At 63.4% G+C, this 23,369-nt stretch carries 19 protein-coding genes and 1 riboswitch; of the genes, 6 read left to right on the top strand and 13 right to left on the bottom strand.

Annotated elements, in window-relative coordinates; all coding sequences use genetic code 11:
• Window positions 1–118: 118 nt before the first annotated feature.
• Complete coding sequence (thiC, locus tag JOY50_RS10065; RefSeq protein WP_016501909.1) at window positions 119–1,999, bottom strand: phosphomethylpyrimidine synthase ThiC; 1,881 nt, start codon at window positions 1,997–1,999, stop codon at window positions 119–121.
• A gap of 155 nt (window positions 2,000–2,154) precedes the next feature.
• Window positions 2,155–2,261, bottom strand: a riboswitch (TPP riboswitch).
• A 160-nt stretch (window positions 2,262–2,421) separates the two neighbouring features.
• Between thiC and JOY50_RS10060 the strand changes: the two genes are divergently transcribed.
• On the top strand, window positions 2,422–3,855 hold the full coding sequence (locus tag JOY50_RS10060; RefSeq protein WP_132845073.1) for a TolC family outer membrane protein: 1,434 nt from the start codon (window positions 2,422–2,424) through the stop codon (window positions 3,853–3,855).
• Window positions 3,856–3,975: 120 nt separating this feature from the next.
• Here the strand turns inward: JOY50_RS10060 and waaA are convergent, their stop codons facing one another.
• Both waaA and JOY50_RS10050 read right to left on the bottom strand, forming a co-directional pair.
• Window positions 3,976–5,247 (bottom strand): lipid IV(A) 3-deoxy-D-manno-octulosonic acid transferase, encoded by a 1,272-nt coding sequence (gene waaA / locus JOY50_RS10055; protein ID WP_243055140.1) that lies wholly within the window; start codon window positions 5,245–5,247, stop codon window positions 3,976–3,978.
• Between the two features lie 11 nt (window positions 5,248–5,258).
• Window positions 5,259–6,149 carry a LysR family transcriptional regulator gene (locus tag JOY50_RS10050; RefSeq protein ID WP_019473530.1) on the bottom strand — a complete coding sequence of 297 codons (891 nt, stop codon included), beginning with the start codon at window positions 6,147–6,149 and terminating at the stop codon, window positions 5,259–5,261.
• A gap of 87 nt (window positions 6,150–6,236) precedes the next feature.
• Here JOY50_RS10050 and JOY50_RS10045 point away from each other — a divergent pair, with 87 nt between their 5' ends.
• The 4 genes from JOY50_RS10045 (at window position 6,237) to JOY50_RS10030 (ending at window position 9,736) form a co-directional block, all read left to right on the top strand.
• Window positions 6,237–6,569, top strand: a complete 333-nt coding sequence (locus JOY50_RS10045; RefSeq protein WP_008095055.1) for a multidrug efflux SMR transporter — start codon at window positions 6,237–6,239, stop codon at window positions 6,567–6,569.
• 161 nt (window positions 6,570–6,730) lie between these two features.
• Window positions 6,731–7,906, top strand: coding sequence for an FAD-binding oxidoreductase (locus JOY50_RS10040; protein ID WP_132845078.1), 1,176 nt, complete (start codon window positions 6,731–6,733; stop codon window positions 7,904–7,906).
• Window positions 7,903–8,715, top strand: coding sequence for an aldo/keto reductase (locus JOY50_RS10035; RefSeq protein ID WP_016489478.1), 813 nt, complete (start codon window positions 7,903–7,905; stop codon window positions 8,713–8,715). The genes JOY50_RS10040 and JOY50_RS10035 overlap by 4 nt, the downstream gene beginning before the upstream one ends.
• 52 nt (window positions 8,716–8,767) lie before the next feature.
• The gene (locus JOY50_RS10030) at window positions 8,768–9,736 is read left to right on the top strand and encodes a hypothetical protein (RefSeq protein WP_019473534.1); all 969 of its coding nucleotides are present in this window, start codon (window positions 8,768–8,770) and stop codon (window positions 9,734–9,736) included.
• 132 nt (window positions 9,737–9,868) lie between these two features.
• Here the strand turns inward: JOY50_RS10030 and hldE are convergent, their stop codons facing one another.
• The 3 genes from hldE to JOY50_RS10015 form a co-directional block, all read right to left on the bottom strand.
• The gene (gene hldE / locus JOY50_RS10025; RefSeq protein ID WP_019472396.1) at window positions 9,869–11,290 is read right to left on the bottom strand and encodes a bifunctional D-glycero-beta-D-manno-heptose-7-phosphate kinase/D-glycero-beta-D-manno-heptose 1-phosphate adenylyltransferase HldE; all 1,422 of its coding nucleotides are present in this window, start codon (window positions 11,288–11,290) and stop codon (window positions 9,869–9,871) included.
• Between the two features lie 130 nt (window positions 11,291–11,420).
• Window positions 11,421–13,229 (bottom strand): lipid A export permease/ATP-binding protein MsbA, encoded by a 1,809-nt coding sequence (gene msbA, locus JOY50_RS10020; protein WP_019472397.1) that lies wholly within the window; start codon window positions 13,227–13,229, stop codon window positions 11,421–11,423.
• Between the two features lie 15 nt (window positions 13,230–13,244).
• A complete protein-coding gene (locus JOY50_RS10015; protein WP_132845080.1) occupies window positions 13,245–14,420 on the bottom strand; it encodes an O-antigen ligase in 1,176 nt (391 codons plus the stop codon).
• Window positions 14,421–14,521: 101 nt separating this feature from the next.
• Here JOY50_RS10015 and JOY50_RS10010 point away from each other — a divergent pair, with 101 nt between their 5' ends.
• Window positions 14,522–15,127 (top strand): hypothetical protein, encoded by a 606-nt coding sequence (locus JOY50_RS10010; protein WP_019472399.1) that lies wholly within the window; start codon window positions 14,522–14,524, stop codon window positions 15,125–15,127.
• 3 nt (window positions 15,128–15,130) lie between these two features.
• Here the strand turns inward: JOY50_RS10010 and JOY50_RS10005 are convergent, their stop codons facing one another.
• From JOY50_RS10005 to JOY50_RS09975, 7 genes are all read right to left on the bottom strand, one after another.
• Window positions 15,131–16,222, bottom strand: a complete 1,092-nt coding sequence (locus tag JOY50_RS10005; protein WP_132845082.1) for a glycosyltransferase — start codon at window positions 16,220–16,222, stop codon at window positions 15,131–15,133.
• A gap of 37 nt (window positions 16,223–16,259) precedes the next feature.
• Window positions 16,260–17,033: a glycosyltransferase family 2 protein gene (locus JOY50_RS10000; RefSeq protein WP_019472401.1), complete on the bottom strand. Its 774-nt coding sequence runs from the start codon at window positions 17,031–17,033 to the stop codon at window positions 16,260–16,262.
• Between the two features lie 64 nt (window positions 17,034–17,097).
• Window positions 17,098–18,054 carry a glycosyltransferase gene (locus JOY50_RS09995; RefSeq protein WP_019472402.1) on the bottom strand — a complete coding sequence of 319 codons (957 nt, stop codon included), beginning with the start codon at window positions 18,052–18,054 and terminating at the stop codon, window positions 17,098–17,100.
• 48 nt (window positions 18,055–18,102) lie between these two features.
• On the bottom strand, window positions 18,103–19,506 hold the full coding sequence (locus JOY50_RS09990; RefSeq protein ID WP_138736298.1) for a PIG-L deacetylase family protein: 1,404 nt from the start codon (window positions 19,504–19,506) through the stop codon (window positions 18,103–18,105).
• Window positions 19,503–20,399: an antimicrobial resistance protein Mig-14 gene (locus tag JOY50_RS09985; protein ID WP_019472404.1), complete on the bottom strand. Its 897-nt coding sequence runs from the start codon at window positions 20,397–20,399 to the stop codon at window positions 19,503–19,505. The genes JOY50_RS09990 and JOY50_RS09985 overlap by 4 nt, the downstream gene beginning before the upstream one ends.
• Complete coding sequence (locus JOY50_RS09980) at window positions 20,399–21,529, bottom strand: glycosyltransferase (protein WP_243055139.1); 1,131 nt, start codon at window positions 21,527–21,529, stop codon at window positions 20,399–20,401. The genes JOY50_RS09985 and JOY50_RS09980 overlap by 1 nt, the downstream gene beginning before the upstream one ends.
• Window positions 21,513–23,270 carry a carbamoyltransferase gene (locus tag JOY50_RS09975; RefSeq protein ID WP_019472406.1) on the bottom strand — a complete coding sequence of 586 codons (1,758 nt, stop codon included), beginning with the start codon at window positions 23,268–23,270 and terminating at the stop codon, window positions 21,513–21,515. Before JOY50_RS09975 ends, JOY50_RS09980 begins: the two co-directional genes overlap by 17 nt.
• Window positions 23,271–23,369: the final 99 nt, after the last annotated feature.

The following is a 23,369-nucleotide window of genomic DNA, read 5'->3' as shown; positions in this document are numbered from 1 at the left end:
CTTGTGTCGCGATGGGCCGCAAAGCGGCCCCCGGTTTCAGCTTCACCGCTGATAATGCTGGGGCCGCTTTGCGGCCCATCGCGACACAAGGCCGCTCCTACAGGGGGCAGCTATGCAGTCAGACTTTCTGGTACAGCTGGCTGCCTTCCTGGCGGAAACGCTCAGCCTGCTCGCGCATGCCTTGCTCGACCGTCACATCCACGGCCTCGATTTTGGCAGCGTATTCACGCACTTCCTGGGTGATTTTCATCGAGCAGAACTTCGGCCCGCACATCGAGCAGAAGTGCGCCACCTTGGCCGATTCCTTCGGCAGGGTCTCGTCGTGGAAGGCACGGGCAGTGTCCGGGTCCAGGCCCAGGTTGAACTGGTCTTCCCAACGGAACTCGAAACGCGCCTTGGACAGGGCGTTGTCGCGAATCTGCGCGCCCGGGTGGCCCTTGGCAAGGTCGGCGGCGTGGGCGGCAATCTTGTAGGTGATGATGCCGGTCTTGACGTCATCCTTGTTCGGCAGGCCCAAGTGTTCCTTGGGCGTGACGTAGCAGAGCATGGCGCAACCGAACCAGCCGATCATCGCCGCACCAATGCCCGAGGTGATGTGGTCATAGCCCGGGGCAATGTCGGTGGTCAGTGGGCCGAGGGTGTAGAACGGCGCTTCGTCGCAGCACTCCAGCTGCTTGTCCATGTTCTCCTTGATCAGCTGCATCGGTACGTGGCCAGGGCCTTCGATCATGCACTGCACGTCGTGCTTCCAGGCAATCTTGGTCAGCTCGCCAAGGGTTTCCAGCTCACCGAACTGTGCCGCGTCGTTGGCATCGGCGATGGAGCCGGGGCGCAGGCCGTCACCCAGCGAGAAGCTGACGTCGTAGGCCTTCATGATTTCGCAGATCTCGTCGAAGTGCGTGTACAGGAAATTTTCCTTGTGGTGCGCCAGGCACCACTTGGCCATGATCGAGCCACCGCGGCTGACGATGCCGGTGACGCGCTTGGCGGTCAGCGGCACATAGCGCAGCAGCACACCGGCATGGATGGTGAAGTAGTCCACGCCCTGCTCGGCCTGCTCAATCAGGGTGTCGCGGAACAGCTCCCAGGTCAGGTCTTCGGCCACGCCGTTGACCTTTTCCAAGGCCTGGTAGATCGGCACGGTACCGATCGGCACCGGCGAGTTGCGGATGATCCACTCGCGGGTTTCATGAATGTGCTTGCCGGTGGACAGATCCATGACCGTGTCCGAACCCCAGCGAATGCCCCAGGTCAGCTTGGCCACTTCTTCCTCGATCGAGGACCCCAGGGCACTGTTGCCGATGTTGCCGTTGATCTTCACCAGGAAGTTGCGGCCGATGATCATCGGCTCGACTTCCGGGTGGTTGATGTTGGCCGGAATGATCGCGCGGCCACGGGCGATTTCCTGGCGGACAAATTCGGGGGTGATTTCTTTCGGGATGTTGGCACCGAAGCTGTGGCCGGCGTGCTGCTCGTTCAGCAGGCCAGCGGCGCGGGCTTCTTGCAGCTTCATGTTTTCGCGGATGGCGACATATTCCATCTCGGCGGTGATGATGCCTTGGCGGGCATAGTGCATCTGCGAGACGTTGGCGCCGGCCTTGGCACGGCGCGGGTTGCGCACGTGGGCGAAACGCAACTTGGCCAGTTCGGCGTCGTTCAGGCGCTGCTGGCCGAAGTCGGAGCTAAGGCCGCCCAGGCGCTCGGTGTCACCGCGCGCCTCGATCCACGCCGAACGCACGTCGGCCAGGCCCTTGCGCACGTCGATGATGACGTCGGGGTCGGTGTACGGGCCGGACGTGTCGTAAACCAGTACCGGCGCGTTGGTCTCGCCGCCGAAATCGGTCGGGGTATCGTCCAGGCTGATTTCACGCATGGGCACGCGGATGTCCGGGCGCGAGCCTTCGACATAGATCTTGCGCGAGCGCGGGAACGGTTGCACGGACTGCTGATCGACTTGTGCCGATTCGCTGAGGTTGATCGCTTTTTCTTGTTTGGTCATCACAGGCTCTCCAGACGGCTTCCTAGCAGTGGAATGTCGGGGAGAACCTGAAAAGCGCGGACGCACCCATGGACGAGTGCAGTGCCGGATATGGGGGTGCCTGAAGCTGCATGCAGCTGTGACATTCCCGGACCTGGCACAAGAGGCTCCCCGGGAAGGCGAGCAATCTTGTTCCCTACGCAGGCGCTAACCTGATCAGGTTCAACGGGATCCGCACCTCTGCGATCTCAGCCTTTGCTTCAAGGCACCCCGACAAGAACATGCGCAGTCTAGACTGGAGTGGTCGGCAAAGCCAAGCGGGTAAATGCGCGGATGATGAAAGGCACACCGGGCGATTGTTGCCAGGGGCGCATGGCACTACACTGGCCCGTCACTCGATACTCAACAGTTCAGTAATTAAATTTCGTACAAGGATTGCCTCTATGCTGCGCAAACTCTCACTGGCGATAGCCGTGTCTTGTGCGTCCAACGGAGTGGCCTGGGCAGTGGACGTGCCCTCGACAGTCAAAACCGATTTGGTCAGCGTTTATCAGGAAGCGGTAGACAACAACGCCGACCTGGCTGCGGCACGCGCCGACTATGGCGCCCGCCGCGAAGTGGTGCCGCAGGCCCGCGCCGGGTTGCTGCCAAACCTCTCGGCCGATGCCGAGATGCTGAACACCCGCACCAAGCTGGACGAGCCTTCCATCACCTCCAACCGTAGCGGCAACTCATGGAGCGCGACCCTGGCCCAGCCAATCTTCCGCGCTGATCGCTGGTTCCAGCTGCAGGCAGCTGAAGCGGTCAACGAACAGGCGGCGCTGGAGCTGTCGGCCACTGAACAGAACCTGATCCTGCAAACCGCGCAAAACTACTTCGCCGTGCTGCGCGCGCAGGACAACCTGGCCGCCACCAAGGCCGAGGAAGCCGCGTTCAAGCGCCAGCTGGACCAGTCCAACGAACGCTTCGATGTGGGCCTGTCGGACAAGACCGACGTGCTGCAATCCCAGGCCAGCTACGACACGGCCCGGGCTAACCGGATCATCGCCGAGCGCCAGGTGCAGGATGCCTTTGAAGCGCTGGTCACCCTGACCAACCGTGAATACACCTCGATTCAAGGCGTGGTGCATACCCTGCCCGTGCAGGTACCCACGCCAAACGACGCCAAGGCCTGGGTCGAAACCGCCGGCCGCCAGAACCTCAACTTGCTGGCTACCAACTATGCGGTTTCCGCCGCCGAGGAGACCCTGCGCCAGCGTAAGGCCGGCCATGCGCCGACCCTGGATGCAGTGGCCAAATACCAGAAGGGTGACAACGACAACCTCGGCTTTACCAACCCTTCGCAGTTGGGCGTGCGCTACAGCGGCGACGTCGAACAGACCAGTGTTGGCCTGCAGCTGAACATCCCGATCTACAGCGGCGGCCTGACCAGCTCGCAGGTACGCGAGGCCTATCAGCGCCTGAGCCAGAGCGAGCAGCAACGCGAAAGCCTGCGCCGCCAGGTTGTGGAAAACACCCGCAACCTGCACCGCGCGGTGAATACTGATGTGGAACAGGTGCAAGCACGCAAGCAGTCGATCATCTCCAACCAGAGCGCGCTGGAAGCTACTGAAATCGGCTACCAGGTGGGTACCCGCAACATCGTCGACGTGCTCGATGCCCAGCGCCAGCTGTACACCTCGGTGCGCGACTACAACAACAGCCGCTATGACTACATTCTCGACAACCTGAGCCTGAAGCAGGCGGCCGGCACCCTGAGCCCGCAAGACCTGCAGGACCTCAAGCGCTACCTGAAACCGGACTACAACCCGGACAAGGACTTCCTGCCGCCAGACCTGGCTGCGGCAGCGGCCAAGAACTTTGAGCGCCGCCCTTGAAACAGGGGTGTATTGCTCACAGACCGGGTTGCTTTTGATGGCCTCATCGCCGGCAAGCCAGCTCCCACAGGGGCTGCACAAGGCTTGCCGGCGATGAGGCCAGGAAAACCAAAGCAAAAGTCAGCGGATAAGCGCACCCAGCCCATCGAGCAAGCGCTGCAACGCGCCCTGATTGGCCCGCATCACCGCCCTGCCCGCCTCGCCCATGCGCTGCGCATCCTGCGGCAACTCGACCAGCCGCCGCACCGCCCCGGCCAGCCCGTCGGCATCGTCCACCTGCTGCAACGCCCCCGCTTCACGCAACATCGCGCTGATTTCAAGGAAGTTGAACACATGCGGCCCCATGAGCACCGGCAACGCCAGCGCCGCCGGCTCCAATGGGTTGTGCCCACCTGTCGGCACCAGGCTACCGCCGACAAAAGCAATATCGGCCAGCGCATAGAGGAACAGCAACTCACCCATGGTGTCGCCCAGCAACACGCGGGTTTGCGCATCGACCGGCGCTGCAGCAGAACGGCGCACGGTGGTGAATTGCTCGCTGCACAGCGCATGCACCGCAGCAAACCGCTCTGGGTGCCGCGGCACCAGGATCAGCAAGGCATCGCCATGCACCTGCAACAACTGCCGATGAGCCTGCAGAATCAGCGCATCCTCACCGTCATGGGTACTGGCGGCAATCCACACCGGGCGCTGTTCGGCGCCCCACTGCTCACGCAATTCCCTGGCACGCGGTAGCAGTTGCTCATCGATCTTCAGGTCGAACTTGATCGAGCCGGTGACCTGCACGCACTCAGGGCGCGCGCCCAGGGCACGGAAGCGTTGCGCCTCGGTTTCGGTCTGCACGGCGATCAGGTTCATTTCCGCCAGCATCGGCCGTGTCAGCTTGGCAAAGCGCCCGTAGCCGCGTGCCGAGCGCTCGGACAATCGCGCGTTGGCCAGCGCTACCGGAATGCCGCGTTTGGCACACTGGTGGATGTGGTTGGGCCACAGCTCGGTTTCCATGATGATGCCCAGCTTCGGCTGCACATGGTCGAGAAAACGCCCGGCGGCCCACGGCAGGTCGTAGGGCAGGTAGCAATGCTGCACGCGGGGTTCGTCGGCGAACATGGCGCGAATGCGCTCGGAACCGGTCGGCGTCATGCAGGTAAGCGTGACCGGCAGCTCGGGATAGGCCTTGAGCAAGGCGCGAACCATGGGCGCTGCCGCAATGCTTTCGCCCACCGACACCGCATGCACCCAGATCCCGCCCTGGCGCATTGCCGGCAGTTTGCAGGCGAAGCGCTCGCCAATACGTTGCCCATAGGCAGGCGCCTTGCGTGCGCGCAGGTACAGGCGCAGCGCAACCAGCGGCAGGCCCAGGTGAAACAGCAAGGTATAGAGTGTTCTATTCATGGAGGCGAAGTTTACCCGATCGCGCGCAGGTGCACTGCAAAGCGCTCGGCAAGCCACTGCGCGGCCGGGCCCAGGGGCTCATCACGGCGCCAGGCCAGTTCCGCCACCAAGGCCGGCGGGCGCCACTCGCTGTCCAGCTCGACCATGTGCGCCTGGTAGGTCGGGTACTGCACCACATGCCGCGGCAGCCAGGCCCAGCCCAGGCCGCGCATCAGCAGTTCAGCCATGGCGTAGAAGCTGTCGGCACGCCATACCTGCGGGCTGATCGCCTCGCCGCCGGGGTAACCGCTTTGCTGTGGGGTGATAAGTAATTGCCGGTGACGCGCCAGTTGTTGCCGGGTGACCCGGCCTTCGCCGGCCAGTGGGTGGCCGACAGCGCATACCGTAACCATCTCCACACTGCCCAGCGCCCGCCGCTCCAGCGAGGCCGGGATACTTTCGTGGTGGAAGAACAGGCCCAGATCGGCGCGCCGCTCCACCAGTTTGCGCGCCACATCGCCCTGGGCACCGCTGGCCAGCTGCACCTCCAGGAACGGGTAACGGCTGGCCAGTTCGTCGAGGCTGTCGATCACCGGCTGATACGGCATGGCCTCGTCCTGGGCCACACGCAGCAAGGCCTCCTGCCCGCGCATAAGGGCCAGGGCACGACCATCCAAGTGTTCGCATTGGCGCAACAGTTCGCGGGCGTCTTCCAGTAGCGCACTGCCATTTTCGGTCAGCTTCGGTTGCCGGCCGCTGCTGCGCTCGAACAAGGTGACGCCCAGGTCTGCCTCCAGCAGGGCGATGGCATTGCTGATGGCCGATTGAGCCTTGCGTTGTTCGCGGGCAACTGCAGAAAAGGAGCGCAATTCGGCGACGCGCAGAAAAATTCGCAGCTGCTCCAGGTTCCATTGCTCAGCCATTAACCTATCCCCATATCTGATAGGTAATGACTTTACCGCATCTGGTCAAGGTCTAGAATGCCCGACCAGTTACCGGAGGATCCTGCCATGAATGCCTACACCTATCTCGCCATCGCCATCTGCGCCGAAGTTATCGCCACTGCCTCCATGAAAGCGGTGAAAGGCCTGAGCACGCCACTGCCACTGCTGCTGATGGTGGTTGGCTATGGCATCGCGTTCTGGATGCTGACCCTGGTGGTGCGCAGCATTCCGGTGGGGATCGCCTATGCAATCTGGTCGGGGCTGGGGATTGTGCTGATCAGTGTGGCGGCGCTGGTGATTTACGGGCAGAAGCTGGATGTGCCGGCGATGCTGGGCATGGCCATGATCGTGGGTGGGGTGGTGGTGATTCAGCTGTTCTCAAAGACGGCGGGGCATTGAGTCAACCTCTGAGGGCCCTATCGCCGGCAAGCCAGCTCCCACAGGGGTAGTGGAAGTTGCAGGCTGTGCACTACACCTGTGGGAGCTGGCTTGCCGGCGATAGGGCCCTCACAGGTATAGGCTGTATACTTGCCAGCTGTCCCAGTCTTCGAGGTACCGCCATGCCATCTGCCATTTCCACTGACGTGCTGATCGTCGGCGCCGGGGTCGCAGGCCTCTGGCTCAATGCCCGCCTGCGCCGCCAGGGCTACTCGACAGTGCTGGTGGAACGCGCCAGCCTTGGTGGCGAGCAGACCATCAAGTCCCAGGGCATCATCCACGGCGGCACCAAGTACGCCCTGCACGGCGCCCTGACCGGCGCCTCGGAAGCCATCGCCGACATGCCACGCCGCTGGCGCGAGGCCCTGGCGGGCGACGGCGAACTCGACCTCGGGCGTACCCGCCTGCTGTCCGATGCCCACTACCTGTGGTCGCCAGGCACCCTGGCCGGCAACCTCACAAGCTTCTTCGCCAGCAAGGCCGTGCGCACCCGTGTCGAACAGGTCAAGGGCGAGCAACTGCCGCCTGCACTGCAGGACCGCGCCTTCAAGGGCAAGGTGTATCGCCTGGCCGAGTTGGTCATCGACGTGCCCAGCCTGTTGGCCAACCTGGCCGAACTGGCGGGTGACAGCCTGCTGGCGGGCGAACACATCGAACCGCTGAGCGAAGGCGACGAACTGGTCGGGCTGCGCGTCGACGGCCGCGAAATCCGTGCCCAGCGCGTTGTATTGAGTGCAGGCGCCGGCACCGAAGACTTGCTGCACACCCTCGGCTTGCACCAGCCCGCAATGCAGACACGCCCCCTGCACATGGTCATGGCCAAGGGCCCGAACCTCAAGCCATTGTACGCCCACTGCCTCGGTGGCGGGCCCAAGCCGCGCGTTACGGTGACCACCCACCCGGCAGCCGATGGCCAGTGGGTGTGGTACCTCGGCGGGGACCTGGCCGAAGCCGACGGCGTGGCGCGCGATCCTGCAGCACAGATAGCTGCGGCGCAGAAGGAAATCGCCAACCTGCTGCCCTGGGTCGACCAGAGCCTGGTGCGCTGGGCTACCCTGCGGGTCGACCGTGCAGAACCCGCACAATCGGGCCTGGTACGCCCGGACAACGCATTCCTCGCCGACCAGCAACGCTTGATGGTCGGCTGGCCGACCAAGCTGGCGCTGGCACCGGACTTCAGCGACCGGGTCATTGCCCGCCTGGAGCGCGACGGCATCCACCCGCAGGCACAAGCCGACCTGGCCGGCCTGCCACGCCCACCGCTGGGTGTACCGGCCTGGGAGCAACTGCTGCCATGACCCTGCCAACCCTGCATGACTTCCACCGCCCGCTGGGCAGCACCGGCTTCAAGGTTTCGCCGCTGGGTTTGGGCACGGTCAAGCTGGGCCGCGACCAGGGTGTGAAGTACCCCACCGGCTTCACCATCCCCGGCGATGACGAAGCCCGCATGCTGCTGGCGCAGGCCCGCGAACTGGGCATCAACCTGATCGACACTGCCCCCGCCTACGGCCGCAGCGAAGAACGCCTGGGCCCGCTGTTGCGCGGCCAACGCGATGAGTGGGTGATCGTCAGCAAGGTCGGCGAAGAATTCGACAACGGCCTGTCGCACTTCGACTTCAGTGCCGCCCACACCCGCCGTTCGGTGGAGCGCAGCCTGCGCCGCCTGGAAACCGACCGCATCGAACTGGTGCTGGTGCATTCCGACGGCAACGACCTGGCGATCCTCGAACAGCAGGAGGTCTACCAGACCCTGGCCGAGCTCAAGCAGGAGGGCAAGATCCTCGGCTTCGGCCTGTCCGGCAAGACCGTGGCCGGCGGCCTGAAAGCGCTGGAGCAAGGCGACTGTGCCATGGTCACCTATAACCTCAACGAACAGGCAGAACGCCCGGTGCTGGACTACGCTGCCGAACACGGCAAGGCCATCCTGGTAAAGAAGGCTTTGGCCAGCGGGCATATCTGCCTGGCCCCGGGCGTTGACCCGGTGCAGGCAAGCTTCGAGCTGCTGTTCGCCCATCCGGGCGTGAGCAGTGCTATCGTCGGCACCATCAATCCGCTGCACCTGGCCCACAACGTGGCCACTGTCGCCCGTATCCTGGGCCAGCACTGAGTTGCCCCTGGCCCACGGGCCAGGAGAATGACCCGACGCAAGGAGGAGCCTCGTGGCGCGAACGCTGATCCGCAAGAACCCGAGCAACTTCAAGACACTGCCACTGCATGTAGAAGCCACGCCCGAAGGCCTGATCTACCAGAGCATCGGCATGCCGCTGAACTTTGCCCAAACCCAACAGCGGCGCAAGGCCATCCAGCTGCCCGATACGCAGCGTTTCGTGGTCGAACTGGCCAACCTGGGTGTGTCGGTGCGGCTTACTCTGCATTGGCAAAACCGCGATTACTGGGTGTTGGTACGTCAGCGTCGGCAAGACCGGGGCGATGTAGTACTAAAACTGATTTCTGGCTATGTACCCGCACAGGAGCTGAACCTGCCTTTGCACACGGCTGTTCAGGAGGTGGCCGAGGAATGCCTGCTGGAAACCCCGGAAGGCTGGCTGGGCGGGCGCTTCAACGACACCTGGCTGCCCGTGCCCTACGCCGCCGCCCTGCACTACCGCGAAACGCCACACTTCGTGCTTGCCCCAGAGTCCGGCGCCGCGCGGCCCGTGCACTGCGGCAAGCTGATGTTACTGGAGCGGCCGCGGGCCTATGTGCACTTGCCCACCGCCTCGCTGCAGCTGATCTACGACATGCGCCTGCAAGTGCCCCGGGAAGCCAAGAAACTCAGCCTGTTCCACGTCGATGAGCGGCTGGAGGGCGACCAACTGGTAGCGCGACTCAACCGTAAACGGCCAGACCTGTACCTGATGCCGTTGAAGGACGGCCAGCCACTGGCGGAGCTGTACACGCTGAAGAAGGACGAGCTGGTGCCGGCGAGCACACGGGGGCTGTACCTGGCTGAAAGTTTCGCCCGGCAGGAAGGCTGGGTGGTGACCGACGAGCGGGTGCGCTGGAAGGACTGGGTGAAGCAGCAGGGGTTGGTGGAGAGCAAACCGGCACGGGCATCGCACCTGCAGCGGTTCGGCGACAAGGCCCGGGCGCTGCTGGCGCGGGCCCGCACCTCACTTCACAAGTGAATACCTGGGGCTGCTGCGCAGCCAATCGCCAGCAAGCCAGCTCCCACAAGGCCTGTGCAATTCTCAAGGCTTGCGCTGTAACTGTGGGAGCTGGCTTGCCGGCGATTGGGCCGCAAAGCGGCCCCAGCGGTATCAGTTCTTGCGAATCTTTTCGACAATCGCGGTGGTCGAGCTGTTCTCGACCAGGCCCAGCACCTTCACGGTGCCGCCATAGGCCTTGACGATATCAGCGCCCACCACTTGGTCGATGCCATAGTCACCACCCTTGACCAGCACATCCGGCTTGACCTGGCTCAGCAGGTTTTCCGGGGTGCCTTCCGGGAAGCTGATCACCCAGTCCACTGCACCCAGCCCGGCCAGCACGGCCATACGCCGATCGACGCTGTTGATCGGCCGGCCCGGCCCTTTCAAGCGGCTGACCGAAGCGTCGTCGTTGACCGCGACGATCAGGCGATCGCCCTGGGCCCGCGCCTGCTCCAGGTAGGTGACATGCCCGGCATGCAGGATGTCGAAGCAGCCATTGGTGAAGACGATCTTCTCTTTGTGCGCCCGTGCATCATCGATGGCCAGCAGCAGTTGCTCCAGCCCCAGCACACCGCGCTCGGAGCCTTCCTCACGCTGGATCGCCCGGCGCAGCTCGGGGGCGCTGATGGCAGCGGTACCCAGCTTGCCGACCACGATGCCTGCGGCCAGGTTAGCCAGGGCCACCGCGTGGGGCAGGTCCTCGCCAGCCGCAATGGCCGCTGCGAGGGTGGAGATGACGGTATCGCCGGCACCGGTCACATCGAACACTTCACGCGCCCGCGCCGGCAAGTGCAGCGCCGGCTGGCCAATGCGCAGCAGGGTCATGCCGTGCTCGCCACGGGTTACCAGCACAGCACCCAGGTCCAGCTCCTTCAGCAGCTGCAAGCCTTTGGCGACCAGTTCGGCCTCATCGGCGCAACGGCCAACGATGGTTTCGAACTCGCTGAGGTTCGGGGTAATCAGGCTGGCGCCACGGTAGATTGAAAAATCCTTGCCCTTGGGGTCGGCCAGTACCGGAATGCCCTTGGCCCGCGCGGCCTGGATCAGGCTTTGGTGATTTTTCAGTGCGCCCTTGCCGTAGTCCGACAAGACCAGCACCTTGACGCCTTCGAGCAGGCTGTCGACTTCGGCCCCCAGCGACAGCGGGTCAGTGGCGAACGGCTCTTCGAAATCGATACGCAGCAGCTGCTGGTGCCGGCTCATGACCCGCAGCTTGACGATGGTCGGCTGGTGCGCGATGCGCTGGAACACCGACCGCACACCCGCAGCCTGCAGGCTGTTGGCCAGGCTGTCGGCAGCCTCGTCCTGGCCGGTAACGCCGATCAGCGAAGCCGGTGCGCCCAGAGCGGCGATGTTCAAGGCAACGTTGGCCGCGCCGCCGGGGCGATCCTCGATCTGATCGACCTTGACCACCGGGACTGGCGCTTCAGGCGAGATACGCGAAGTACCGCCATGCCAGTAGCGGTCGAGCATGACATCGCCGACCACCAGTACCGGGGCTTGATCGAAACGCGGCATGGACAACTTCATGGGCAACCCATATGAAAATAATGAACAGGGGCAGGATATTAGCACAGGGTAGTCGACGGCTTTATGGCCAGATCGTCCCCGGAAAATTCCCGTGACAATCGGGGCCGTTACGGCCCCGATCAGGGAGGACTCAGGTGATATCGGCCTTGACCGGCTCATCCAGGCCCATGGCGTGCAGGCGGGCATAATGGCCATTAGCCGCGAGCAGTTCGGCATGGGTGCCGCGCTCTACCAGACGACCCTGGTCCATGACCAGGATCTGGTCGGCCTTCTCGATGGTCGACAGGCGGTGGGCGATTACCAGCGTGGTACGGCCTTGCATCACATGGTCCAGGGCAGCCTGGATGTGCCGCTCGGATTCGGTATCCAGGGCCGAGGTGGCCTCGTCGAGAATCAACAGCGGCGCGTTTTTCAGCAGTGCCCGGGCAATCGCCAGGCGCTGGCGCTGACCGCCGGAGAGCAGCACGCCGTTTTCACCCACGTCGGTATCGAAGCCCTTCGGCAAGCGGTCGACGAACTCCTTGGCGTAGGCATCGGCCGCTGCGGCTTCGATGTCTGCGCGCGGGGCACCCGCCAGGTCGCCATAGGCGATGTTGTTGGCCACCGTGTCGTTGAACAGGGTGACGTGCTGGGTCACCTGCGAAACGTGGCGGCGCAGGTTGCGCAGGCGGTAGTTCTCGATCTCCACGCCATCGAGCAGGATCTGCCCCTGGTCGTGGTGATAGAAACGCGGGATCAGCGCCGCCAGGGTCGACTTGCCACTGCCAGAGCGGCCAACCAGGGCGATCATCTGCCCAGGCTCGGCGACAAAGCTGATGTCGCTCAGCACTTCACGCTCGGTACCCGGGTAGGTGAAGCTCAGGTTGCGTACTTCCAGGCGGCCTTCCACACGCTCCTTCTCGACAGTACCGGTGTCCAGTTCAGGCTCTTCGTCCAGTTGCTCGAAGATGCTTTCTGCACCTGCCAGGCCCTTCTGGATGGTCGAGCTGACTTCCGACAACTGGCGAATCGGCTTGGGCAGCAGGCCGGCGGCGGTGATGTAGGCCACCAGGTCACCGGCGGTGGACTCACCACGCAGGAACAGCACCAGGAACATCAGCGCAGCCATGGCGCTGTAGATCACCAACTGCAGCATCGGCGTGTACAGCGAGCCGGTCTTGGTCATGCGCAGCTGCTTGTCGGTGTTGCTCTGGCTGGCCTTGCTGAAACGCTGTTCCTCGTAGGCCTCGCCGCCGAAACTGCGCACCACGCGGTAACCCTGGATGGTCTCCGAGGCGACGTGGGTGACGTCGCCCATGGCCACCTGGATCTTCTTGCTCTGCTTGCGGAATTTCTTGCTGGCGACACTGACCATCACAGCAATCACCGGCAGGATGGCAACCATGACCAAGGTCAGGTGCCAGTTCATCCACAGCAGGTAGGCAAACAGGAACACCACGGTCAGGCCTTCACGGATGACCACCTTGATTGCATCGGTGGCAGCACCGGTAACCATGGTCACGTTGAAGGTGATACGTGAAATCAGGTGCCCGGAGTTGTGGTTGTCGAAGTAGCGGTTGGGCAGTACCAGCAGCTTGTTGAACAACTCCACGCGCAAGTCGTGCACCAGGCACAGGGAGACCTTGGCCAGGAAATAGTTGCCAAGGAACGACCCCAGGCCCTGCCACGCAGCGATCAGGATGATCAACAACGGCACCGCCTGCAGCAATTGCAGGTCGCGCAGGTAGGGGACGTTGGGGAACAACACCGCTTCGGGGTTGCTCAGCCCGTCGACAAAGTATTTGAGAATGCCTGCCAGCATCGGCTGGGTCGAGGCAAAGATCACGAAACCGACAATGCTCAGCAGGAAAATGCCGACATAGGGTTTCACATAGCCCAACAGCCGGAAGTAGATCTTCAGGCTGGAGGTGGGCTCCGCCGGTCGCGGTGTTTCGGCCATTATCGAGCTCGCTGTTCAGGTTGAACCGGAAATTTTACCACAGGCGTCATTTTCGGCACGCCCCCATGGCAGCATCATGGCAAGGCCGACAGGCAACCAGCTGATGAACCATTCGGCACGCGGCGTACCGGTGAGGCTGGCGGCATCGAACTGCATGGCCAAGGTCGAGTATACCCAGAAGCCCAGCAGGATCTTGCCGAACAGGGTGCCGCGCGCACGGATGATTTCGCCCAGTGTGAGCAACCACACCATAGCCCAGAGCAGCATGCCAGGCAGGCCCATCTCCACGGCGACGTGGGTAAACATGTTGTGGGTGTGGTCGAAGTGCAGGCCCGCCGCACTGACGTCGTAGGCAGCCCCCAGGCCCAAGCCGGTCCAGGGGTGTGCGGCAATCATGTCGACCACGGCATGGAAAATTTCCGGCCGGTAGGATGAGCCGCGCTGGGCGATCAGGTCATATACCGCGTACAGAGCAAGGCCGGTTGCAACGACTGCCAGCATGGAGAACACCCGGCTGTGGCGGTCACGGAACCACAATGGCGCCATGATGACGGTGAGCACCAGGGCCAGGAGCGCGCCACGGCTCTGGCTGAGCATGGCAAACGCCCCCAGGCAAGCCAGAGCCAACAGCCACAACAGCTGCAGGCCACGCTGCCGCGGTGGCTCATAAAGCAGGAAAAAAACGGCCGAGCCAACGACATAAGCACCCAGGATAGGATGTGATATCTCGCCAATGCCGGCCAGGCGGGCCAACAACGACTCACCCTGCAAACCATAGAAGTTGACGATCGAGACCAGTGCAGCAATGGCCAGCAGGCCGCTACCGAGCATCAAAAGCTGGCGAATCCTCGCCAGACCAAGCTGGGCAAGCAGCGGAAACGCCAGCAGGAACACCAGAATGTAGAGCAGGCGCTTGATCTCGCGCCCCGAGTCCTCAGCGGGCGACCAGGCCAGGCTCAGGCCACTCCAAGCCAACAGCAGCAGCAAACTTATCCACAACGCCGGCTGACGCCTCCAGGCTTGCACCAGCACCTCGCGGGCGGACCATGCCAGCACCAACGTCGGCAGCCACAGGAACAACACCAGGCCTTGCTGATAAATCTTGTTGCTCGGTGCCAAGGCAATCGCCGCCAGGAACCAGACCAGGCCCAAGCCCAACCAGGCCCGCGCCCAGGTTTTTTGATACAACATCCATTTCCCCCGATGAATCAAAGACACCTTCCATGGTGCTACAGCATTATTTTCGGCATTATTGCCGGTCATTTTGCTCGCCAGACGACAAGGCTCTATTCATGCAATGCTCCCGGCTCACCCAGGTCGACTTCGATCAGCTGACACAAGGCGCACAGGTGCTTGAGGCAGATAGCCATGGCGCCAAAGTCTACCTGCTCGCGGATGGTAATTTCCTCAAGGTTTTTCGTAGGAAGCGGCTGATTTCATCTGCACTGCTACGCCCCTACTCGCAGCGCTTCGTCGATAACGCCGCGCGCCTGGCGCAATTGGGTATCCCCACCCTCGAAGTGATCAGCCAGCACAAGCTCGACCAGCCAGGCCGCACTGCCGTGCTGTATCGCCCGCTACCCGGGCGCACCTTGCTGCAAATGTCGCGCGATGAAGGCTTCAGCTGGGACACCTACCTGCCGCAACTGATCCAGCTGGTACGCCAGCTGCACCGCAGCGGCGTGTACTTCCGCTCGTTGCACCTGGGCAATGTGGTGGTTACCCCTGACCAGCACCTGGGCCTGATCGATGTGGCCGACATGCGCTTCCTGCGCCCGCCGCTGTCGGCACGCATGATTCGTCGCAATGTGCAGCACATGGTGCGCTATATCGAGCGGGAGAACCTGGGCGACCGGTTCCCCCTCGCCGCCTTCGAGGCAGCCCTGCTGGCGCACTGAGCGTCAGTTGCGCAACAGGCTCTGTGAGCCGGTGCAGAAGGCCTGCCAGGCTTGCTCCGGTGCCAGCGCCTGGCGCTGCTGCGCAGCTACCGCCGGGGCGCTGAGGGCTGTACAACGCTCGATCGCCTCAGCCCAGGCGCCCTCGTCGGCTATGGGCAGGTAGCCCCCGGTGTCGCGTAATTGCTCGCGGAACACCTGCAGGTCACTGCACACTACCGGTATACCGGCCATCACTGCCTCTTGTACCACCAGCCCCAGGCCCTCGGAACGCGAAGGCACCAACAGCCAGTCGAATGCCCGATACAGCTGCTGCAGGTCTTCGCGATGACCGCGCAGATGAACGCGCCCAGCCAGGCCGAGCGCATCGATACGCTCCTGCAGCGCGGCATGCTGCGGCCCCTCACCAATGATCGCCAGCTGCAGGCCAGGTTGCCTTGCATGGGCCTTGGCGAATGCCTCGATCAGCATTTCGAAGCCTTTGCTCTCTACCAACCGCCCTACCGCACCCAGCATCACCCCGTCGGCCTGAGGCAACTGCAGTGCCTGCCTGGCCTGGTCCCGGCTTAGCAACGGTTCGACGAATGCCAGCGGGTCGAGCGCCATGCGCAGGGTCTGCACCGGCCTTCCCAGGTCATGCTCCAGCGATTCAGCCAGCGTATGCGACACGGCCGCGATGCTAAGGCGCTCGGCCGGGAACATACGCAATAGGCGAATATCGCTGCTGTTCAGGCGCGTCTTGCCATGGAACAGCACCTTGGCCCGCACCTGGGGGATGGTCTGCAGCAGCGGCAGCACCAGCCGCGCGACACCAATACCGTCGAGCAGCACGATTTCTGCCTTGGCCTCGGTCAGCGCCTTGCGCAAACGCATGCGCAACCACGGCCGCAGCAGCCGCCACAGGTGCCGCCCTTTCAGCGCACGTGGTGGCATGTGCCACTCACGTGTCGAACCGAGCCCACAGCACAGCCCGCTACCCAGCAGCAACCAGTTACTGATCCGCGCATCGGTACCGGCGTGCGAAAGCACCTGCCGATGCACCTTGTGGATGGACATGTACGGCGTTCCACCCGCCCACATCATATTGACGATGTTCATGGGCCCTCTCCCGCTCATGTCAGGTGGGACAGCGACTTCATTGAACAAAAAGGGTGATACCCATGCCGATCAAGGCACCTGTCACCAGCGTCAATGCCAGTTTGATCCGATCACGTTGGCGACGCTTGGCCTTGCGCTCCACTTCAATGGGCAAGGTCACGTGATTGCCAAATCCAGTGTGCAATACTGCATCACCCTCCAAGGTGACCGCTGTCAGATTTAACTCAGCGTAGCGTCGGGAAAGCGCCTTCTCTCCAGCATAGGCGGCAAATGGTGCACAGCGCTGGTAATCGCTCAACCGACGCAGGCCAGGGTTGAGCGAAAACGCCTGCCATTCGGCCTTGTCGGACAACAGCGGATAGCACGGCACACCGGCGATGATCTGGCGATCTCCCAGGTGGATGTACGGGCTGTGGACCGCCAGGTCGTGGGCATGGCTGCGCAGCCACACCTGCAACACGTCGGGGCTGACAGCCAGGATGGCCCGCGAGTCTTCGACAAACCCCTGGCGGTAGAAATGCCAGTCGTCTTCGCAGTGGAAGATGTACGGCGTCTTGACGTGGCTGTAGGCCAGGTCGATAGACGGCAACTGGCCGAGCTTGGGCCGGTTGACGAACACCTTGCAGTGCGGTTTCCAGTGCTCTGGCACAGCGCCATGCACGGCATCGTCACCGGAGTCTTCGGTGATGAACACTTCGCGAATGGGCGCGGTGTTGTAGCGATCGAAACTCTCAAGGGTGTCTTTGAGCAGATCGAACCGCCCACAACTGGTCACGACGAGCGTGACATCACTTTCTTCTGAAAAGCGCACCGGACTCCCTCCGCATTGCGACTATCGGCTTTCGACACCCGCTCCTGGGCGCGAAAGCGCTCGTTTAGATGCCCAGCTTCAGGCGCAGCCGCTGCCAAGCAGACAACGGCGGGTGGGGCCTGAGCGCCGGGCGCATGTGGTCGACGATGCTACGTCCAACTGCGGCGAAACTGAAACGGGAAACTGCCAGATGGCGGCCATTTTCTGCAATCTGCCGGGCCAGTTCAGGGTCTGCTCGCAAACGGCGGAGCTTTTCCTGAAGGGTCGGGATGTTGTCATAGAACACCACGTTGTGCATGTCCTGCAGGCCCAATGCGCGGTTTTCTTCCTCGCCCTGGTCGTACGCCAGCAACACACAGCCGCAAGCCATGGCCTCGAAGTTCTTGATCATGTATTCGCCCATGCCGACGTCGGCACTGACGAAAAAACGAATACGGTTGAGCGTGTTGCAATAGTCTTCACCCGACTTGGTGCGGGTTACCAGCAGGTTCTCGACCTGCCCCAACTCGTCCAGCAGCGCCTTGCGACCGCTGTAGGCCACGCTGTTGACACTGCCGACGAAGGCCAGTTCGATGTCGCGCTCACGTCCTTGGTCGGTTAGCAACTGCTCGTCATAGCCCTTGGGCACGAACACCGCATCGAAACCTTCCTGGCGCAAACGCTCGCTGACCATGTAGCCAGAGCTGATCACCCGTGCCCATGGCAACTGGCGGTAGTGGGCGCTGAACTTGCCGGTGTACTTGCACGGGATGTAGTTCTGGTAGGCGTCGTGCTCGAGGATGACCAGGTTCGGCACAGTGCGGATGAAGGCCACCTGGCGGATTTCCTGCTTGAAGCGCAGGAAGAATACGATGCGGTCATAACGCTCGACCTGCACTTCACGCTTGAAGTAGCGTCGCAGGTTGCGCTGGTCTTCGCTGGTCAGCCAACGCAGGTCGCACTCGCAGTTGGCCGCGACGCCGTCGTACAGGCGGTCGAGAATCGCCCGCTGTTCCTTCTGCACCAGAAATAGGACTTTCATTGCTTTCCTTGGGCGCTCTGCGCCATCGCGGTCAACCATGGGGCGTGCTTACAGCTCGCGCCGCCAGAACAGTTCGTGTCGGCGCACGGCCTTGCGGAAGAACTCGTTCTCCCCATAAGGCGACGGCCGCCGCCCGGCCAGCCAGCGTTGCAGCAAGCGCCGCAGGCGGCGTTTGAACGGCGCGGGCGGCTGCAGGTCGTGCATCATGCCCAGGGCCATGGCCTTGTCGTGCTGGGTAGCCAGGTCCAGGACCAGGCTGCAAGGCGCCCATGCCTGCGCCGCGCCCAGCTGCGGCGGCAACGCCACGCCATCACCACTGTCGCCCATGGGCCAGCGGTCGTTGTCATGCAGGTGGTTGGCGTAGCACAGCAGGGTTTGTGGCTGCCAGGCCAGGCCTTGCAAGGCTTCCAGCACCGCCGCCTGGGCGCAGATGTGATCGGGGTGCGGGTCGAGCTGCGGGTGCGGCATCACCAGTACTTCTGGCTTGGCCATTTCCAGCAAGGCACGCAGGTCGGCCAACAGGTTGTTCCAGGTTGGCGCACCGTCGCTGTCGGCCGGCAGCGGGAACGGGTTGAACTGGCGGAATACGCGGATATCGGCGAGGTCGGCTTCACGGGAGGCGGCCGGCTGGTCAGGCGCGGCCTGCATGGCAGGCAGTTGCAGGCAGAAGTAGCCCAACTGTACGCAACGCGACTCCGGCACACCGGCCCAACGCGGCACGGTGATGCTGTCCCAGGCACGCAGGCGGCCTTTCAGGCGCGCGGCCTCGGCCTTGGCCAGGCCCATCTGCTGGTAGTGCTCTGCCTCGATTTCACCAGCGGTCAGCGTCACTACCCAGGTTTCATCTGCCTGGCTGTACAGGCCATACGCAGCCAGCTCGGCGTCGTCGGCATGGGGTGCAATCACCATTACCCGGCGCCGTTGCAGTTCGACCGCGGGCGTTATCCACAGACGCGGCTCGCCCAGCAGCCGGCAATGGCGACCACGCAGGCGCAACGTGCCGGCTTGCAGCGGCGCAGCCAGGCCAGTCAGGTTGAGGAAACGCACGCCATTGACGCCACGCTCGAAGGTTTGCCGATCGGCCTGCTCACCCGCCAGCAGCGCGACCTGCGGGTCCAGGAACCGACCGAGCCAGCTGCCTTTTACCCGCAGTTCAAGCACCAGGGTTTCATCGCCCTGCAACGCGCAGTCGGCCTTGAGCAGGCCACCCTGCAGGCTGGCAGGGACCTGCCGCGCCTGGTCACCGAAGTCGTAGACATAGTCCTCGCCCGGCGCATAGAACAGGTGGTCGGCAAACCAGGCCTCGTGAGCGGCCCAGAGCAGCGGCAACAACAACAGCGGCAGCCACCACCCGGCCAGTACACCGAGGGCGACCAGCGCTACCAGGCCGGCCAGCAAGCCCAGGCGCTTGTTGCGCCGGTGGCGCTTGAGCAAGTGCTGTTTGCGGCTCACGCCTGATACACCGGCACAGGGTTGCACCAACGGTCCTTGTATTCGCGGTCGGCACGGCCAAACGAGAAGCGCAATGGCTTGTTGCGCGCCCGGGCATCTTCCCAAGCGGCCTGGGTATTGAGGAAGCTCAGCACGCTGCCGGGGCTGAAGGCCTTGGTTTCAGGGTCGACACCGCCATTGATGTACTCGACACTGACCCATTCGGGCGCTTCGACGCGGTACACCAGCTGGATGGCAATGGGCTTGCCGTCCAGCATCAGCACCGAGCCGATCAGCAGCTCGCGCAGGCGCTCCAGCACCTCGGCCATGCGCTCGGCGCCGGTGGCCGGGAAGCCCCAGCGGCGCTGGAACAGGTCGCAGTACATGCTGGCGATTTCCTGCGCACTGAAGTCGCTGATCGGGCGTACCACGCCACCCGCCTCTTCCAGCAGGCGCAGTTCGCGGCGCTGGTTGTAGCGGAATTTCTTCGACAGGTCTTCGTGCGCCCGCGCCATCGCCAGCTGTTCCTTCTGCGCCTTGAGGCCGCTGAAACGGCCCTGGCACAGTTCAGACAGGTAGCGTGCGGTATGGCGCAACGGTGCAGCGGCATCGGCCGCCGCAGGCAGGATGATTTCGGCGTTGCCCAGGTCGAACAGGGCTTTTTTGCCGGCACGCTTGAGCACGTCCTTGGCCAGTGCCAGGTGGCGCCCCCAAGTCGGGATGGCGGCTTTCAGCTCGCCGGCCTGGTACCAGCCCAAGTAACGCACCGGGATCTGCGCCAGGTCAGCCAGTTGCTCGACCACCAGCGGATGGGTGGCGACACTGCCACCAAAACGCGCCCACGCCTCGGCATAGGCCTTGGCGTCGATGGTTTGCCAACCGCGCTCGCGGAAGGCCTGGATACGATTGAGCATCAGGCCTGCCCCACCAGCGCACGTACTTGCGGCAGCTGCCAGAACGCCTCGCGTACCGCTTGATCGGAGAAGCGCTCATGCAGGCGCTGCAGCATGTGCCCGGCACAGGCCTGACGCTGTTCAGCGCCCAGCGTGGCCATATGCTTCAGGCCGTGGGCCAACTGTGCGGCATCGCCTAGCGGGAACAGCACACCCACACCCTCGACCACCTCACGGGCCCCGCCGCAGGCCGTGGCCAGCACCGGCACGCCAGCGACCATGGCTTCGAGCAGGACCATGCCGAACGGCTCGTGGTCGGAGCTCAGGGCGAACACGTCGAAGGCCTGGAAGTAGCGGCGTGCATCCGGCACCTGGCCCAGGAAGTCCACCTGCCCGGCAATGCCCAGCTCGGCGGCCAGGGCCTTGAGCTCGGCCTCTAGCCGGCCCTTGCCGAGGATGGCCAGGCGGGCAGTGGCTGGCAACCCGGGCAGCGCCTGGGCAAAACCACGCAACAGCGTGGCCTGGTCCTTGTCCGGGTGCAGGCGCCCGACGTTGCCGACAACCCACGCCTGCGCGTCCAGGCCCAGGGCCTGACGTGCCTCGGCGCGCGGCACCAGGGCCGTTTGCAGGGCGTCGATGTCGATGCGGTTGTACAGGGTCTGGATGCGTTCGGCCGGCCACTGTGGCAGGCAGCGGCGCATGTCGTCACGCACCGCGTCCGACACGCCCAGCAGGCTCAGGCGCTTGCTGAACAGGTTGGCGAACAGCCGGCGGCCTTTGCGCTCGTAGTCGCCAAAGGCATGGTGCACGCCAATCACCGGCAGGCCGGTACCCAGCAGGGCCACATAGATGGGCTTGAAGCGGTGGGCAATGCAGAAGGCAAAGTTGCGCTCGGCCGCGATGCGCCGCAAGGCACGGATGGCACCGAGTTTCAGGCCACGCACGGCCTTGGAACTGAACTCCAGGAACAGCACCTCGTCCGACGCGCAACCGGCCGCCACCTGCGGGTCGGCGGCACCGGTGAGGAACACCGTGGTGACCTGGTAGCCACGCCCCTGGAACAGGCTGGCGTACTGACGGGCACAGTCGAGGAACGGCCCGTCATAGCCATGGCAGAACTGCAGGATGCGCGGTTCAGAGCGGCTGGTCATACGCGGCCGCGCCGTCCTTCACAACCAGGATGTCTTCCATGATCAGGTACTGCAGGTCCGAGCCGAAGAACATGTTCAGGGCATCGGTCGGCGAGCAGATCATTGGTTCACCACGGCGGTTCAGCGAGGTGTTCAGCGACACACCGTTGCCGGTCAGGTCTTCCAGCGCCTTCATCATGTCGTAGTAGCGCGGGTTGTACTCGCGTTTGAGCACCTGGGCACGCGAAGTACCGTCCTCGTGCACCACTTCCGGTACGCGGGTCTTCCACTCTTCAGCCACTTCGAAGGTGAAGGTCATGAACGGCGCCGGGTGGTCGACCTTGATCATCTGCGGGGCGACGGTGTCGAGCATCGACGGGCAGAAGGGTCTCCAGCGCTCGCGGAACTTGATCTGATGGTTGATGCGGTCCGCCACGCCTTCGACGCTCGGGCAGCCGATGATCGAACGACCACCCAGGGCACGCGGGCCGAACTCCATGCGGCCCTGGAACCAGGCCACCGGGTTGCCGTCGACCATGATCTGGGCGATCTGCTGAGGCATGTTGTCCAGCTTGCGCCAGGTAGGCTGGTTCGGGTGACGGGCGCAGGCAGCGATCACGTCTTCGTTGGAGTACGAGGGGCCGAGGTAGACGTGTTCCATCTTCTCGACCGGTACGCCACGGGCGTGGGAAACGTAGGCTGCGGCGCCTACAGCAGTACCAGCGTCACCGGAGGCCGGCTGGACGAACAGCTCTTTCACGTCCGGGCGGGCGATGATCTTCTGGTTGAGCTTGACGTTCAGCGCACAGCCGCCGGCGAAGGCCAGCTTGCCGGTTTCACGCAGGGTGTCGCCCAGGTAGTGGTCGATCATCTGCAGCGCCAGCTTCTCGAACAGCGCCTGCATGCTGGCCGCGTAATGAATGTAAGGCTCGTCGGCGATATCGCCTTCGCGCTTGGGGCCCAGCCATTCGATCAGCTTCGGCGAGAAGTAGAAGCCCTTGCCCTTCTCTTTATAGCGGCGCAGGCCGATGACGTTGGCGTACTCGGTGTTGATCACCAGTTCGCCGTTTTCGAAGCTGGCCAGGCGCGAGAAGTCGTACTTGCTGGCGTCGCCATACGGCGCCATGCCCATGACCTTGAACTCGCCGTCGAGCATCTCGAAGCCGAGGAACTCGGTGATTGCGCCATACAAGCCGCCCAGGGAGTCCGGGTCGAAGAATTCCTTGATCTTGTGGATCTTGCCGTTTTCGCCGTAGCCAAAGAAGGTGGTGGCGTACTCGCCTTTACCGTCAATGCCGAGGATCGCGGTTTTTTCCTTGAAGCCCGAGCAGTGGTAGGCACTGGAGGCGTGGGCCAGGTGGTGCTCGACCGGCTCGATCTTGACCTTTTTCGGGTCGAAGCCCAGCTGCTCCAGGCACCAGACGATCTTCTTGCGATAGCGCTTGTAGCGACGGTTGCCCATCAGGATGGCGTCGAGGGCGCGATCCGGGGCGTACCAGTAGCGCTTGGCATAGTGCCAGCGCGCCTTGCCGAACAGGCTGATCGGGGCGAACGGGATGGCTACCACGTCGACGTCGGACGGCTTGATGCCTGCCTGCTCCAGGCAGAACTTCGCCGACTCGTAGGGCATGCGGTTCTTCGCATGCTTGTCACGCACGAAGCGCTCTTCTTCGGCGGCGGCAATCAGCTTGCCGTCAATGTACAGGGCCGCGGAAGGGTCATGGCTAAGGGCGCCGGACAGGCCAAGAATCGTCAATGCCAAGGGATTAGCCTCTTCATTCGGTAAAAATGCGCCAGCGGCCTCTTGGGCGGGTGGCGGCTAAAGGGCGGGATTATAACGCAAACATGCGCGCAACGCGGC

This window comes from Pseudomonas sp. BP01 (assembly GCF_022760795.1).
Taxonomy (GTDB): Bacteria; Pseudomonadota; Gammaproteobacteria; order Pseudomonadales; family Pseudomonadaceae; genus Aquipseudomonas; species Aquipseudomonas putida_Q.
Note: the sequence above shows the minus strand (reverse complement) of the source record. Positions and strands in the feature narration are given on the sequence as shown.

What these genes read in the sequence shown, in the direction of transcription:
- JOY50_RS10005 (WP_132845082.1), bottom strand. Translation starts at nt 16,222, where the DNA reads ATGAACATCGTCAATATGATGTGGGCGGGTGGAACGCCGTACATGTCC.
- JOY50_RS10035 (WP_016489478.1), top strand. Translation starts at nt 7,903, where the DNA reads ATGACCCTGCCAACCCTGCATGACTTCCACCGCCCGCTGGGCAGCACC.
- JOY50_RS10045 (WP_008095055.1), top strand. Translation starts at nt 6,237, where the DNA reads ATGAATGCCTACACCTATCTCGCCATCGCCATCTGCGCCGAAGTTATC.
- waaA (WP_243055140.1), bottom strand. Translation starts at nt 5,247, where the DNA reads ATGAATAGAACACTCTATACCTTGCTGTTTCACCTGGGCCTGCCGCTG.
- JOY50_RS10010 (WP_019472399.1), top strand. Translation starts at nt 14,522, where the DNA reads ATGCAATGCTCCCGGCTCACCCAGGTCGACTTCGATCAGCTGACACAA.
- hldE (WP_019472396.1), bottom strand. Translation starts at nt 11,290, where the DNA reads ATGAAGTTGTCCATGCCGCGTTTCGATCAAGCCCCGGTACTGGTGGTC.
- JOY50_RS09980 (WP_243055139.1), bottom strand. Translation starts at nt 21,529, where the DNA reads ATGACCAGCCGCTCTGAACCGCGCATCCTGCAGTTCTGCCATGGCTAT.
- JOY50_RS10040 (WP_132845078.1), top strand. Translation starts at nt 6,731, where the DNA reads ATGCCATCTGCCATTTCCACTGACGTGCTGATCGTCGGCGCCGGGGTC.
- JOY50_RS09985 (WP_019472404.1), bottom strand. Translation starts at nt 20,399, where the DNA reads ATGCTCAATCGTATCCAGGCCTTCCGCGAGCGCGGTTGGCAAACCATC.
- thiC (WP_016501909.1), bottom strand. Translation starts at nt 1,999, where the DNA reads ATGACCAAACAAGAAAAAGCGATCAACCTCAGCGAATCGGCACAAGTC.
- JOY50_RS09995 (WP_019472402.1), bottom strand. Translation starts at nt 18,054, where the DNA reads ATGAAAGTCCTATTTCTGGTGCAGAAGGAACAGCGGGCGATTCTCGAC.
- JOY50_RS10060 (WP_132845073.1), top strand. Translation starts at nt 2,422, where the DNA reads ATGCTGCGCAAACTCTCACTGGCGATAGCCGTGTCTTGTGCGTCCAAC.
- msbA (WP_019472397.1), bottom strand. Translation starts at nt 13,229, where the DNA reads ATGGCCGAAACACCGCGACCGGCGGAGCCCACCTCCAGCCTGAAGATC.
- JOY50_RS10015 (WP_132845080.1), bottom strand. Translation starts at nt 14,420, where the DNA reads ATGTTGTATCAAAAAACCTGGGCGCGGGCCTGGTTGGGCTTGGGCCTG.
- JOY50_RS10050 (WP_019473530.1), bottom strand. Translation starts at nt 6,149, where the DNA reads ATGGCTGAGCAATGGAACCTGGAGCAGCTGCGAATTTTTCTGCGCGTC.